Here is a 14,801-nt window from a genome sequence, read left to right on the forward strand (position 1 = left end):
AAGTCTGCAATTTGACAGTACAAATGTCCACCGAAAATCGCCGACGCGAACAGAACGGGGGGTTGGGCCGCACCAGTGAATGTCGGCTATTGCCGCGAATGTCCGCTTCTGACGCCAGATTTCCGTCGTCTATGATTCGTAGTTCACCCAAAAGTGAAAATACAATGGCAAGACATGCGCGAGGGCCGGGAGAGCGATGATGACGGACGCAGCAAGCATCCGGCAGGAATGGAAGGCCGGTTGGACCGTAGCGTTGGCATCGGGCTTCGGTTTCGTGGTCGCGGGCATCCACCTCTATTCGATCGGTCTATTCCTCGAGCCACTTGAGCGCGAATTTGGCTGGGCACGCAGTGAGATCACCGGCGCGATGATGATCCCGTCCATCTTCGCATTCTTTCTATCGCCCGTATTCGGCCATTTCGTCGATCGCTGGGGCGCCCGCCGGATCGGCCTTGCCGGCGCCGCGAGCTATTGCACCTCTTTTGCATTGTTGGCCTTCACGAGTGCGCAGATTTGGAGCTGGTGGCTCTTATGGGTACTGCTGGCACTCAGCCTGGTGCTTGTGAAACCCACAGTGTGGTCGGCGGCACTCTCATCGCGTTTCACTGCCGGGCGCGGATTTGCGCTAGCGGTCGCCCTGTGCGGCACCGGCGTCTGTTCGATGATTACGCCGCTGGCCGCGAATATCCTGATCGATCGTTTCGGATGGCGACTGGCCTTCGCCGGGCTCGGACTGGGATGGGCAGTGATCATCCTGCCGATCCTGTTCCTGTTCTTCTTCGACGCGCGCGATATCGGCCGGCGCGCCTCGATGACCGCACCGTCCCCCGTCGTACTGCCAGGATTGACCGTGCGACAGGGTCTTCATTCGCGGTCCTTCTACACGCTCGCCCTTGTCGCCTTGATCGCCACGACGATGATCGTGGGAACGGTCGTGCATCTGGTTCCGATGCTGAGCGACGCCGGCATCGGCCGGACGACCGCGGCAGGCATTGCCGGTATGCTGGGCATCGCATCGATCATCGGGCGCCTTGCGGTCGGCCTTCTACTGGACCGGACCACAGGGCCGCAAATCGCCGCGATCAGTTTGGGCCTGCCCGCTATCAGCGCCGCGCTACTCATCATCATGCCCGGGTCTGTCCCGGTCGCGATCATAGCAGCAGCGATCCTAGGCCTGTCGATCGGCGCGGAACTAGATTCTGTAATCTATCTGGCTACGCGATATTTCGGCCTGAGGAACTATGGCGCGCTTTTCGGGTTCATCGCCGCGCTTATCAGTACAGGGACTGGGCTGGGCCCGCTGATCGGCAGCGCATTGTTCGATCATTCAGGCTCGTACGACACATTCCTGCTGACGATCATTCCCTCAGCCATATTATGCAGCCTGCTGACCGCGACCATGGGCGCCTATCCGGATCACAAGTTGGAAGGCGAACGCGCGGAGGGTTCCGTCAAAGCCAGGTGACGCCGCAGGTGAGGGACTGTCGAGGCTGTGTGGCATCAGGATGCGATGAACATAACTCATCGCATCCTGGCGAACCCCGCGCGGCGCTTGAGCGTTCCAAGGTGCGGATGCGTCAGCGTCCCTGCACCTTGGCATGATGACGCGAGCTGAACGCTATTAGCTGTGGTGAATGCGTGATACCGATCCTGGTTCGCAATGAGCCCGCGGTTAGTTATTTGTAAGCATCTATCTTGAGGAGCCAGCCAGCCCCGTCGGTCAATGACGCGCAGACACACGATATTCGGACGGCAGGCACCCAACATCGCGGCGAAACGCGACCGCGAAGCTTGTGGTCGATGCGAAGCCCAATTGCGTCGCGATCTGGTAGATCGGTACGCCTCCGCCCGCCAGCAACGCCTTGGCGCGCCGCACATAACCGCGCCGGATTTCCTCGCCCAGCGTGTGGCCATATTCCTCCCGATACGCTCGCATCAGGTGGCGGCTACTCAGCTTGCACAGCCCCGCCAGTTCGTCGATCGACGGCAGAGGACTGAGTCCGCAATCCAGCCGCTCTGCGATAATGCGCTTGCGCCATTGCGACAGGCCGCCGCGAAGATGCCGCGATCGGTCCCCGCTTGTACATAGCGCATGCATCAATTCGTAGAAGATCACCCGACAGGCGCCTTCGACGAATATCCGCTGGCCGAACCGGGGTCTCCTGATCGCATCGGCCAGCCGGGTGAGGTCGTTACGCACCCCCGGATGCTCGACATTCAGTGAGGGGAGTGGACCGTCCCGATATTCTCGCGGCAGCTCGATCTCGTCCAACCATGATGGCTCGAAGCGCACGACCATCGTGTCGAACATTCCGCACGGCACCTGCATGTCGACCTGCACGCCGGGCGGGGCATAGACGATCGCACCTAGATTCTGCCAGCCGCGCGCGCAGCCCGGCAATCTGCCGCGGAGCGGCACCTTGCGTTGTGCCAATGCGAATTGCAGCATCGCATAGCCGTCATTGCCGAACATGCCGCTGCTGCCACCGGTCAGAGTGAAACGACTGGTCGAGATCGCCAATCCGCCCAGGCTGTCGAAGCGCGGCGCCAGGCTTTGCCGGAGAAAATCGCTCATCTCACTCTCCCTGGGCCAGCCCTTAAAACTGGCTCCTGGGAAAGATATATATTCTAGAATTTATGCTGTCAAAATCAGTCCCCGAAGCGATAACGCAACTGTACGCCGCCCATCCGCGGTGGGCCCTGCGTACCGGTGACAATGGACAGGGCGTTCGATCCCAGCAGCGCGCCCGATGTGTAATTCTCGTTGAATGCGTTGCGTACGAATACCGAGAGGCCGAACTTGCTGCCGAGCACCTCGTTCCAGTCGATCCGGGCGTTGACCACATTATAGCCGTTCTCGAGGATTGATGCGTAGAGCAGCGCGTCGCTGTGATAGGCGTCGACGTTGAACACCAGCGTGCCTGCATTCGACGGCAGCTCCGCTTCATACCGCACACCGCCGGTCAACGTCCATTTGGGTGTCGACAGAAACACCGGCACGCCCGCTGGCAACGCCGAGAAGAGCGGCGGCACGCTGAAGCTGGTGAATCTGGCATCGGTATAGGCCGCACCATAGCTGAAAGTCAGGCCGCTGATCGGGCTGATGAACCCGTCGAGTTCAAACCCCTGAATCGTTGCCGCGCCGCGGTTCACCACCAATGTGGAACTGGCCGGGTCAGTCGCGGGGTTGTTATCGCCATCGAAATTGGCGGGAAGCCCGCCGATCGATCCCTGGATGTTTTTGTATTTGCCGCGGTACAGCGCAAGGTTGGTCCGCCCGCGCACCGTCCCCACGTTCCAGTCGAGCTTGCTCCCGATCTCGAAGTCCTGGATCTCCTCGGGCCGATAGGTCTGGTAGGGGGTCAGAGTCCCGCCGAGGAGCGGTGAGTTGATCCCGCCGCCGCGATAGCCCTTCCGCGCGGTCGCGTAGAGGAAAATGTTGCGGCTGGCCTGATAGTCAATTCCAGTTGTCCAGGTCGATGCTTCGAATGCCGCCGTGGTCCGCAGCGCTGTAGTACCGGTCCGGCACCTGCGTTCGCTGATGCGCGCCTGGCCATAGGGATTGCTGACCGCACACAGTGACTGTTCGTCCCACGTCTTGCGATAGCCGCCACTGACCTTCAGCCCCTCGATCACGTTTGACAGATCGTAGATCAACTGCCCGAACAACGCGGTGCTGTAGTTGCGGTAATAGCTGTGGGTATAGGTGATATTGCCGATCGGCGTTGCCGGGGTACGAAAATTCTCGAGTGCACGACCGTTGATGCCGCTCGGCAGATTTTCGAGGTAGAAGCCACCGACCAGCCATTCTAGCCGATCGTTGAACAAACTGCCGGCCAGTTGAACCTCGTCCGTGAACTGCTCCTCATTCTGGTCGAAATAGGATGCATTGAGGACCATGTCGGTCGCGTCGGTGTTGGTCACCGCCTTGAATCTGACCGATCGATAGCCGAAATTATTCTTGAACGTCACCGGGCCCATGTCGAACGTCGTGACGTTGCTGACACCCATAATCGTGTAGTCGCTCAAGGGCGCGATGTCGCTATAGGCGGCGCGGTTTCCGATGCTCAGCTGCCGCTGATAGGCGAAGTCGACATCGTTCAGCGCGGTCGGCATCGCCGGATTGCAGACCGGCGTAACGGCGTTGAAGGCGCTGCAGTTGAAATATTGTGCATTGGCCGCGCTGCGCGCGCCGCCGGTGGCAAGCGCGGAGACGATGATGCCGCCAAGTCCCACGCTGTTTGCCTGCTGATGGTCGAACACGGTCAGGTTGCGGACGCCATCGACCGGCTCGATCAACAGCGACACGCGATAGGATTGCTCGTTCTTGTCGTCCCAATCGAGGCCTGGCGTGCTGAGGTTGCGGGTATAGCCGTCGCGGTCGATCGTGTTGAAAGCCGCGCGAATTGCGACCTTGTCCGCGATCAGCGGGATGTTGAGTGCCCCTTCGGTCTCGAACCAGTCGTAGCTACCGATCGTCGTCGATGCGTATCCGTTCCAGTCATGGCTGGGCGCCCTGGTCGCGACCAGCACGGCGCCGCCGGTGGTGTTGCGCCCAAAATAGGTTCCTTGCGGCCCCTTCAGCACCTGCACCGACGCGATATCGAATGTCGGCAGCGACGAGCCATAGCTCGGCAGCGGTACTTCGTTGAGATAGGTGATAACCGAGGGCAAGCCGGCACCGACCGCCGACTTGGTCTGTGCGCGCATGGTGATGTTGACGTTAGGGCCCGACCCCGAACTGGTGAAGACCAGCCCCGGGGTCGCAACGGTCAGGTCGCGCAATTCGGTGATCTGTCGCTCCGCGAGCGCTTCCGTAGTGAATGCCGTGACGGAAACCGGGACACTCTGCAGTCGCTCTTCGCGACGACGCGCGGTTACGACGATGTCCGCGTCACTGCCGGCTTCGTCGGCAGCACTCTCCTCAGCGGCTGCCGGTGCGGCCTGTTGCGCCACCGCGGGTCCGGCGATCGCCACCGCCGTCAGCAATGCCGTCGCACGCATCAGCGTTGATTTCAGCCGCATATCCATCTCCCTCTCCCTCGGCATCGGGCAATTCCGGCGCCCGTAACCGGGCCTGTAGAGGGACGTTGCGCCGACTGGGAATATCGCGCGCCGCAGGTTGGTCGTGTTGTGTCCGCGATTGTGGGCGATGTCCGGATTTCACGGTCGCAATGCGTATGGACAGCCGGATAACCGGCGCGAAGCATCGTTTCAAAAGACAGTTTCAGGAGACTATCATGGCGTCCACAGCCCCGGGTTGGACAACCCCGCTCGTCATCGAAGCGGCGATCTGCCCTTATCGTCCGGGTCAGCCGGTCCATGACGGCGCAGGAATGGCGGGGGAGAGCAAAGCCTGCCTCTCCGCCGGCGCCGCGATCGTACATCACCATCACGATATGCGTTTCGGCACGCAGGACGCAATCCGTGAAATGGTCGACATGGCGCGCGCGGTGAAACGGGACTATCCCGGCGCGCTGCTCTACCCCGACTTCCTGACGGGACCATCGGTGGCTGAATGGATCGAGCATATCGAGCCGCTGTCGCGCGAGAACCTGCTCGATCTTATTCCGATCGATCCCGGCGGAGCCTTTTCGGGCCAGCTCGACGATGCCGGTTTGCCGCACGGCACCAACACGGTGCGCTTTACCTTCGACGATGCCAATGTCGTGCTCAAGATCGCGAACGCACTGGGCCGCCCGACATCGATCGGCGTGTTCGAGCCATTCAACCTGCGCTGGGCTCTCGCGCAGCGCGCCGCTGGTGCACTGCCCGCTGGATCGATCGCGAAACTGTATCTGGCGGGCGACTACAGCCTGGTTCACATTGGGAAGCGCGCACTCAACTACGGGCTGCCGCCGACTCCGGAATCGGTCGATGCCTATGTCCGCATGCTTCAGGGCAGCAACATGCCGTGGCAAGTCGGCGTTCCCGGCGAGGCAATCCTGAACACGCCGGTGGCGCGCTATGCGATCGAGCGCGGCGGGCATGTCCGCGTCGGCACCGAGGATGCGGCGGGACGGACTGATCTCAGCAACGCTCAGACCGTGGAAGCGGTCGTCGAGCTGGCGCGCGAAATCGGACGTCCGGTCGCACAGGGCGACGCCGCGCGAGAAGCCCTGGGTTTCACCCGAACCGCCGTTCCGGCCTGACCGGCCTCTTTAGAGACAAGATCGGGAGACGATGATGACGAACACCAGTGGCCGCGCCCCCCTGGACCGGGTAACTCTTGCGGCGCTTGCAGGCGTGAGCGTGCCAATGGCGACACTCAGTACGCCGCTCGTCATCTATCTCCCCGAATTTTACAGCAGCACGATCGGTCTCGAACTTGCCGTCGTCGGTACGGTGTTCACGATCGTCCGGCTTTTGGACATCGCCGTCGATCCCATTCTTGGCGGGATCATGGACAAGACGAACACGCGATGGGGCCGCTACCGCCCGTGGCTCGCGGCCGGCGCACCGTTGATGATGATCGCGGTCTACATGCTCTACAACGCGCATGTCGGCGCCGGGGGAGCCTATCTCGCCATCTGGCTGATCGCCGCCTATCTCGCCTGGTCGATCCTGAGCTTGGCGCAATTGTCGATCAGCGCTGAACTCTCGCCCGACTATCATGAGCGTTCGCGGATCTATGGCTGGGTTCAGAGCGCATTCGTGCTCGGTGTATTACTCGTCATGACGCTGCCCATGGTCATCGGCAAGAATCCCGACGACCCGCATGCCCAGTTACGCATCATGGGCTGGGTCGGCATCGTGCTCGCGCCCGTGGCAGCGATCTTCGCCGTGTGGCACCTCCGGACGTCGACGACGCCGGGCGAGCGCAGCCGCAGCAGCTTGATCGAATATTTCAAACTGTTCCGCAATCCGCTGGTCCTGCGGCTGCTCAGCGTTGATCTGCTCCTCGGCCTGTCCGCCGGCATGACGTCGGCCGTGGCTTTGTTCTTCTACACGCGCTCACTCGACCTTTCGCGCGATATCGTCGCGGTCACCGTGATGATCCATATGCTCCCAGCCTTCATGACCGCGCCACTCTGGGCAAAGCTTGCGGCGCGGATCGACAAGCACAACGCGATCCTCGTCGCGATTTTTCTCTACGCCGCAGGGCAGGGCCTCTACGCCTTCATCCCCAGCAGCAACGTGCCGTGGGCCTTGACGGCCTCGTTCCTGAGCGGGTGCAGTTACTCGGCGTTCGTGATGCTGCCGCGCGCGATGATGGCCGACGTCGGCGACGAGGAGACACTGCGGACGGGCGCGAACCGAACAGGTCTGTTCTACGCGCTGTTGATCGGCACGTGGAAGATCGGACAGGCCGTGTCGGTCGGCATCGCATTCCTTCTGCTGTCGACGCTCGGTTTCGATGCTCGCGCCAGCGGCGATGCCGGCGAAACGGGACTGCTGCTGATCTATGTAATCGTGCCGGTGATCTTGGCGCTGATCGCGACCGTGACCGTTTTCCGCTATCCGCTCAATGCTGCTCGGCACGCGGAAATCAGGGCAGCGCTGGACGCCGGCGAGGCGCCCGGAGCAAGCTGACCGCGTTGGAATGATGCCGGCCGGATCCCGTCAGACCAACAAGGTAGCTGTTGACAGGCGGGATGACCCGAAAATCCAGGACGAAGCCAGCCAGTCCGTTTCGCTGCTTCAACTCATCCACGTAGGTAATCCGATGGGTGGTGTTGATGTACGTCCGGTTCCCGTGTCGCTGCGAAACGTCGAGAATCTCCTGTTCGAGCGCGGGATCGACCTTTGTCATGAGACGGTGCGCTTCTGGTGGAACAGGTTCGGATCGATGTTCGCCAGCGATATTCGCGGGCAGCGGGTGAGCCGGATTTTATCTGTCAGGATTTCTGTCAGGATTTTTCTTTCCACTCAAATGCACGTCTGCTAGATTCGGAAAATCCGCAGATTTCTGCAGCTCTCGGGAAAGCTGAGACGACGTCAAATGGTGACGTGCCGGTTTTTGGTACCGGCATTCGCAGGTTCGAATCCTGCCGCCCCAGCCAACCGAGTCCTCGAGATTCGATTTCGGCGCAGTGCGCCACGATAGTTTCAACGGATCCCGGGATAGACCCGGCTAACCTCAGTTAGCCGGGTTTGGCGGCTATTCTGCCGGGCTTTCCGTTATTATTTTACGCGCTCGGAAGCCGGCTGGAGTCGGCTATGAGTGTGAAAAATCAGACGGTAGCGCTGACGCCAGGGTTGGCCATCGAGACCCTGGCGCACGGAAAAAGGCGTTGGATGTATCGTCGAGCCCTTATTTGCGGGTGCCGCCCAGGTTCAGGGCCAAATCATGGACATGGTCGATCGCCTCGTAAAAGGCCTTTACCGGCAGCCGTTCGTTGAGGCCGTGGAAGAAGACGTCGCTGCTTTTCATGAACACGCCCGAGCTTGCGAAGGTCGGCATGCCTTTGGTGCGATAGATCATGCCGTCGGTGCCGCCCGCTTCCAGATACGGGGTAATCGGAATGCCGGGATAGCGGGCATGGATCGATTTGGTGATCGCGGCCATGACGTCGGGTCGCGGATCGGAAACCGGGCTGACGACCGGATTGCCGATCACTTCGATTTCCACGGTGTTGTTGCCGGCCGCCTCGGCCAGGCGCGCCTTGACGCCTTCGATCGTATCGCCCGGATAGATACGGCAATTGACGGTCGCTTTCGCGCGTTGCGGCAACGCATTTTCAGCATGGCCGGCATCCACCATGGTCGCGACGCATGTGGTGCTGATCTCATAGGCAACGCTAGGATCGGCCATCAGATACGCGGCTGCCTCCGTGTCCTTTGGATTCTCGGCGAAGCGGGACATCATCGCCCCCTTTTCGCCGGGCGCGGACTTGGCCGCGAGGCGTAATGTGGCCCGGGTCAACTCATTGGCCTGGGCCGGGAATTTCAGCGCGCGGATGCCGCTCAGGACGTCGGCGAGGTCATAGATCGCATTGTCCTTGCGCGGCCGGCTGCTGTGCCCACCGGGGTTGCGAAGGGTCAACGTATAGGTCGCATAGGTCTTCTCGGCGCCCTGGACGCCGTAGGAAATTGGCTTGCCCTGCTCGTCGAGCGTGCCGCCCCCGGCATCGGTGTTGATCACATATTCCGTGCCCTTCACCCATTCATGATCGGCGATCAGGCGGGTCGTCTCCATGCCGGTTTCCTCATCGCCGACAAAGGCGAAGACGAGCGCGCGGCCGGGCACGGCCTTGTCCGCCTTCAGGCGCAGGATGGTGGAGACGAGCGCGGCGACACCCTGTTTGTTGTCACCGGTTCCACGGCCGAAGAAATAGCCATTTTCCTCGATCAGCTTGAACGGGCTGCGCTCCCAATCCTCGGGCCGGGCATCGACCACGTCCATATGGGCGGAGAACATGATCTTGCGCATCGACCGGTCGCGGCCGGGTATGCGCACCAGCAAGGCCGCAGTCTCCTTGTGCGGAATGATCACGATGTCCTCGGCCGGAACTCCACCTGCCTTCAGCGTATCAGCGATATAGGCGGCCATCGCTGGAACTTGCCCATGGCCCTTGGCGGTGCGGTAGGAGATCAGCTTTTCGTAGATATCCCTTGCCTGACGCTGATAGGGCGCATCCTGCGCCACGGCCGGTGCAGCGAGCACGAGGAGCGAAGCGAAGCCGGCGAAAGTCTTGAGCATATATGGATCCCCTGATGCGGCTGTTGCAGAATGGAGGCCCGAATAGCCGAGCCGCAAGGAAGGATCAAAATGCTCCTTCGGTTATTGCCAACCCAGGCGCGCGGGCATCCGGCCGGCTATCAACTTCACAGCGCTTGAAACGGGGACAGCCGCGAAACCTGCTTGTGCCGCTGCCCAGGGTCAGGACTCATGACCATGGCCAGAAGATGAAGGTAGCTGCCAGCGTTACGGCTGTGAAGAAGACGACTGGGCATCGGTCATGGCGGGCGGCGACGCGCCGCCAGTCGTTGAGGCGCCCGAACATGATCTCGATTCCGCCACGGCGCAGGAACGTACGGCCGCAGACACGCCATCCGCTCATTCCTTCAGCCATTACTGGTCACTCATGCCAGTCTCTTCGAGGAGCCCGGACCAGATCACGCCTCTCACAGCAATGGCGCGTGGCCCTAAGGCCGGCTGCGCATCGGATGGGTGATTGCGGATCTGCAATTGCCGGCGGCTCGCGCACGGCGCTTTCCGCAATAATCGTCAGCGTGCCCGCTGCGCGGCGCGGCTGATCGCGACGAATTCAGCCTCGACGGCGGCAACGCCAAGCGTTCCCGATGATTTCATCGCGCGCTCCGCATCCAGCAACCGCGATTGCGCGGTGGTGAGGCGATCGATGCTCCAGCGCTGGAGTTGGCGCTGGATCGAGCCCTTTTCCTTCCAGAAGATCGATTTGCCCGCCGCCGCCATCACCGAATCGACACTGTTGCCCTGTTCGACATCGGCGCGGAGCTGGCAGAGCAGTTGCGCGCGTTTCATCACCGCGCGGATCAGCGGAATCCCTTCGATGCCGACGCTGCCGAGCCGCGCCATTTCCGCCGCGGCCGCCCCCGGATCACCGCCCATCACCGCATCGACGAGGCGAGACATGTCGCCTTCATCGGCGTCGGCCGACAGCGCATCGAGCGCGGCGTGATCGAGATCGGCGGGGCGATCGGGCGCTGCGTCGAGATAGATCGCAAGCTTTTCGATCTCACGCGCCAGCACCGCGCGATCATTGTTCGCGGCGCCGGCCAGCCGCCGCGCCACTTCCGCCGAGGCGAGCCGCAATCCGGCATCGCGCGCCATCGCCTGAGCCAGCCGATCAGCATCCTGCCCTTCCGGCGCATAGCTGGCGAACGCCATGATCGCTGGTTCGGCCAGCGCGCGCTTGAGCAGCGCACTCGTGCCCTTGAGCGCGCCGGCGATGGCGACGACGGGATTGCCGGCGACGGCTGCGGAAAGCAGCGCGTCGACTGCTGGGACGCAATCATCCGCATTGGAGACGGCGACACGGATGTGCCGCGCGCCGCCGAACAGGGAGATCGACGCGGCTTCGTCCGCCAGCCGCGCGGGATCGCCCTTCAACGCGGCCGAATCGAGATCGATGCGCTCGGCCTCCGGCCCCATGGCGCGCTCGATCCGCTCCGCCAGCGCACGCGAGCCCGCCTCGTCCGGACCGTGGAGCAGGAACAGTCGGATATCGGCGGGCGGCGCGTCGAGCGCCCGTTCGATCTGGCCCTTATTGGCCTTCACGGCTGCGGTGGAGGCGACGCCTCGCCGGTGCGCCGCGCATAGAGCGCGAGCCTGGCGACGATCTGATCGGCGATCACCTGCGACAGATTCTCCAGCGCGGTGTTTTCGGCCGCGATCGTCGCATATTCCGAACTGACGATGTCGATGCCCGCATCCGACCCCGCCGTCGCGTCGAGCACGACGGTGCCGCGCCCGGCCTCGACCAGTTGATAGCGCGCGCGCAGCGTCCGCCGCTCACGCGTCACCGAATCGTCGGCGCGGATGCCGAAGCCGGTGATCTGGTCGTCGAGTTCTATCTTCAGCCGATAGGTGGGCGCGCCCTTCGGCATCGCGGCCAGCCGATCGACGAGAGCGTTGCGGACCAGCCAGCCCGCCTTGCCCTCGATCGGCGCGACCTCGACCCCACCAAGCGCCTGCGCCACCGCGCCGCGCGAGCCGCTCGAATAAAGCGGCTTCAATCCGCAGCCCGCCAGCGTGAGCGAGGCCAGCAGCAGCGGCCCGATCAGCAGCGAGGCGCGCGCGCGTCTCATGCGACGAGATTGACCAGCCGGTCAGGCACGACGATCACCTTTTTCGGTACCGCGCCGTCGAGCTGACGGATCACATTGGGCGCCGCGAGCGCGAGCGTTTCCAGTGTCGCGCGATCGGTGCCCTTGGCGACGGTCAGCGTATCGCGCAGCTTGCCGTTGATCTGCACGGCGATGGTCACTTCGTCGTCGACGAGCAATGCGGGATCGACATCGGGCCAGGCTGCATCGGCGACCAGCCCGTCCTGCCCCAGCTTCGCCCAGCCCTCTTCCGCCAGATGCGGCACCATCGGGGCGACGAGCCGCACGATGGTGCGGATCGCGTTCGCACGCGAGGCCGAGGGCTTCGCTTTTTCGATCGCGCCGGTCAGCTCGTAAAGCTTGGCGACCGCCTTGTTGAAGCCCAGTGATTCCACGTCTTCGGCGACACCGGCGATCGTCTTGTGCAGCTTGCGGTCGAGTTCGCGATCCTCGCCCTCGGCATCCTCGATTCCGTCGATCTGGCGCCACAGCCGGTTCACGAAGCGCCACGCGCCCTCGATGCCCGATTCGCTCCACGGCAGGTCGCGCTCGGGTGGGCTGTCCGACAGCATGAACCAGCGCACCGCATCCGCGCCATATTGATCGACGATCGGGCCGGGATCGACAGTGTTCCGCTTCGATTTGGACATCTTCTCGACGCGACCGGGCGTCGCCGCCTCGCCCGTATCGACGATGACCAGGCGACCGTCGCGCTTCTCCACCTCATCGGGCGCGAGCCAGCGGCCATCGGGTGCCTTGTAGGTTTCGTGCGTCACCATGCCCTGAGTGAACAGGCCAGTGAATGGTTCCTTCACGTCGATCAGGCCAACGCGCTGGAGCGCGCGCGTCCAGAAGCGCGCATAGAGCAGGTGCAGGATCGCGTGTTCGACGCCGCCGATATATTGGCCCACCGGCAACCAGCTTTCGGCTGACGCCTTGTCGAAAGGCCGGTCGCCGGGCTGACTGGCGAAGCGGATGAAATACCAGCTCGAATCGACGAAGGTGTCGAGCGTGTCGGTCTCGCGCCGCGCCGGCTTGCCGCATTTGGGGCAGTCGACATGCTTCCAGGTCGGATGGCGGTCGAGCGGATTGCCTGGAATGTCGAAGCTGACATCCTCGGGCAAGGTCACCGGAAGCTGGCTCTTGGGCACCGGCACGACGCCGCAGCCCTCGCAATGGATGAAGGGGATCGGCGTGCCCCAATAACGCTGGCGCGAAACGCCCCAGTCACGCAGACGCCACACCGTGGTGCCCATACCCCAATGTTCGTGCTGCGCGCGCGCGATCACCGCCGCCTTGGCTTCCTCCACCTCCATGCCGTCCATGAAGTGCGAATTCACCATGCGGCCCGGGCCGGTATAGGCTTCGTTGCCGATATCCGAATTGTCGCCTTCAGGGGCGACGACGCGGATGACGGGCAGATCATATTTGCGCGCGAAATCCAGATCGCGCTGGTCGTGCGCCGGCACGCCCATCACCGCGCCGGTGCCATATTCCATCAGCACGAAATTCGCGACGTAGAGCGGCAGGTGCAGGTTCGGATCGAGCGGATGGGCGACGCGCAGGCCGGTATCGAAACCTTTCTTCTCGGCGGTCTCGATATCGGCGGCTGCGGTGCCGGTGCGCTTACACTCCTCGATGAACGCCTGGAGTTGCGGGCTGTGCGTTGCCAACTCCTGCGCGATCGGATGATCGGCGGCGATCGCGGTGAAGCTGGCGCCATAGATGGTGTCCGGCCGCGTCGAGAACACCTCGAATCCGCCGGGCCGGCCGACGAAATGGAAGGTGATCCGCACGCCGCGGCTCTTGCCGATCCAGTTCTCCTGCATCAGCCGGACCTTGTCAGGCCATTGGTCGAGCGTGCCGAGCCCGGCGAGCAGATCGTCCGCGAAATCGGTGATCTTCAGGAACCATTGGCTGAGCTTGCGCTTCTCGACGAGCGCGCCCGATCGCCAGCCCCGGCCGTCGATCACCTGCTCGTTGGCGAGCACTGTCTGATCGACCGGATCCCAGTTGACCGCCGATTCCTTGCGATAGACGAGGCCGGCCTCGTACAGATCGACGAACAGCGCTTGCTCATGCCCGTAATAATCGGGCTCGCACGTCGCCAGTTCGCGGCTCCAGTCGAGCGCGAAGCCCAGCCGTTTCAACTGCGCCTTCATCGCCTCGATATTGGCGCGCGTCCAACTGCCGGGATGGACCTTCCGCTCCATCGCGGCGTTTTCGGCCGGCATGCCGAAGGCGTCCCAACCCATCGGATGGAGCACTTCCATGCCGCGCATCCGCCGGAAGCGCGCGAGCACGTCACCCATCGTATAGTTGCGGACATGGCCCATATGGATGCGCCCCGAGGGATAGGGGAACATCTCGAGCACATAGGATTTCGGTTTCGGCGAAGCGTCGTCGGCGCGGAAGGTCTGCCGTTCGTCCCAGACCTGTTGCCAGCGCGCATCCGCGGCGAGCGGGTTGAAGCGCATGGAGCTGGCTTATCCCTGGATCGCGCTGCGCCTCAGGTCGCGCGCCTTGGTGAGGATGATCTCCTCCAGCTTCTGAACGGTGGCGGCCTGGGTGGGAGCATCGACCCAGCCACCGCCCTGGCTCACCTGGCGCGCGGCCGAGACGCGCAGCGCATCAGCGCGCAGATCCTGATCGAGGATGGTGACGGTCACCTTCATCCGTTCCGTCGGATTCTGCGGATTGGCATACCAGTCGGTCACGATCACGCCGCCGTTCGAATCGGTCTGCAGCAGCGGCATGAAAGACAGCGTATCCAGGCTGGCGCGCCACAGATAGCTGTTGACGCCGATCGTCGTGACCTTCGACGCAGCCAGGTCGGCGCGCTTGATGTCCGACATCGAATCCTCGGAGGCGCCGATGCCGAACAGGCCCTTGCTGAGATCCTTCTTGATCGCAGTGCAGGCGGAAAGCGAAGCGGCAAGGGCGATCGCGATCGCGATGCGGGACAGGCGGGCCATGTGAAAATCCTGATATACGCTGGTATTTGAACCGGGCCGTTATAGATGCTCCGGCGTTACCCGCAAGCGCGCGTT

10 protein-coding genes and 2 pseudogenes are annotated in these 14,801 nt (G+C 62.8%); 4 read left to right on the forward strand and 8 right to left on the reverse strand.

The features are described from left to right. Window positions 1–199: 199 nt before the first annotated feature. Complete coding sequence (locus ACODTA_RS16080; RefSeq protein ID WP_489066971.1) at window positions 200–1,465, forward strand: MFS transporter; 1,266 nt, start codon at window positions 200–202, stop codon at window positions 1,463–1,465. Between the two features lie 255 nt (window positions 1,466–1,720). Here the strand turns inward: ACODTA_RS16080 and ACODTA_RS16085 are convergent, their stop codons facing one another. Together ACODTA_RS16085 and ACODTA_RS16090 are read right to left on the reverse strand one after the other, a co-directional pair. Then, window positions 1,721–2,575, reverse strand: a complete 855-nt coding sequence (locus ACODTA_RS16085; RefSeq protein WP_489066972.1) for a helix-turn-helix transcriptional regulator — start codon at window positions 2,573–2,575, stop codon at window positions 1,721–1,723. A gap of 74 nt (window positions 2,576–2,649) precedes the next feature. Further along, window positions 2,650–5,025, reverse strand: coding sequence for a TonB-dependent receptor (locus ACODTA_RS16090; RefSeq protein WP_489066973.1), 2,376 nt, complete (start codon window positions 5,023–5,025; stop codon window positions 2,650–2,652). Between the two features lie 215 nt (window positions 5,026–5,240). On the opposite strand from ACODTA_RS16090, the gene ACODTA_RS16095 reads away from it, so the two are divergent. The 3 genes and pseudogenes from ACODTA_RS16095 to ACODTA_RS16105 form a co-directional block, all read left to right on the forward strand. Further along, entirely contained in the window at window positions 5,241–6,152 is a 912-nt protein-coding gene (locus tag ACODTA_RS16095) for a 3-keto-5-aminohexanoate cleavage protein (RefSeq protein ID WP_489066974.1), read from the forward strand. Between the two features lie 34 nt (window positions 6,153–6,186). Then, the gene (locus tag ACODTA_RS16100) at window positions 6,187–7,533 is read left to right on the forward strand and encodes an MFS transporter (protein WP_489066975.1); all 1,347 of its coding nucleotides are present in this window, start codon (window positions 6,187–6,189) and stop codon (window positions 7,531–7,533) included. Between the two features lie 128 nt (window positions 7,534–7,661). Further along, a pseudogene (locus ACODTA_RS16105) lies at window positions 7,662–7,843 on the forward strand (IS6 family transposase); the annotation flags it as partial. A 411-nt stretch (window positions 7,844–8,254) separates the two neighbouring features. On the opposite strand, the gene ACODTA_RS16110 reads toward ACODTA_RS16105, so the two are convergent. The 6 genes and pseudogenes from ACODTA_RS16110 to ACODTA_RS16135 all read right to left on the reverse strand — a co-directional run bounded on the left by ACODTA_RS16110 (window position 8,255) and on the right by ACODTA_RS16135 (window position 14,726). Then, window positions 8,255–9,643 carry a M20/M25/M40 family metallo-hydrolase gene (locus tag ACODTA_RS16110; RefSeq protein WP_489066976.1) on the reverse strand — a complete coding sequence of 463 codons (1,389 nt, stop codon included), beginning with the start codon at window positions 9,641–9,643 and terminating at the stop codon, window positions 8,255–8,257. Window positions 9,644–9,830: 187 nt separating this feature from the next. Continuing rightward, window positions 9,831–9,968: pseudogene (locus ACODTA_RS16115) on the reverse strand (IS5 family transposase); the annotation flags it as partial. A 203-nt stretch (window positions 9,969–10,171) separates the two neighbouring features. Then, on the reverse strand, window positions 10,172–11,203 hold the full coding sequence (gene holA, locus ACODTA_RS16120) for a DNA polymerase III subunit delta (RefSeq protein WP_489066977.1): 1,032 nt from the start codon (window positions 11,201–11,203) through the stop codon (window positions 10,172–10,174). Beyond that, the gene (gene lptE / locus ACODTA_RS16125; protein ID WP_489066978.1) at window positions 11,200–11,733 is read right to left on the reverse strand and encodes an LPS assembly lipoprotein LptE; all 534 of its coding nucleotides are present in this window, start codon (window positions 11,731–11,733) and stop codon (window positions 11,200–11,202) included. Before lptE ends, holA begins: the two co-directional genes overlap by 4 nt. Beyond that, complete coding sequence (gene leuS, locus ACODTA_RS16130; RefSeq protein WP_489066979.1) at window positions 11,730–14,228, reverse strand: leucine--tRNA ligase; 2,499 nt, start codon at window positions 14,226–14,228, stop codon at window positions 11,730–11,732. Before leuS ends, lptE begins: the two co-directional genes overlap by 4 nt. Before the next feature lie 9 nt (window positions 14,229–14,237). Next, a complete protein-coding gene (locus ACODTA_RS16135) occupies window positions 14,238–14,726 on the reverse strand; it encodes a DUF3576 domain-containing protein (protein ID WP_489066980.1) in 489 nt (162 codons plus the stop codon). Between the last annotated feature and the right edge of the window lie 75 nt (window positions 14,727–14,801).

Source organism: Sphingomonas sp. FG14, assembly GCF_057809675.1.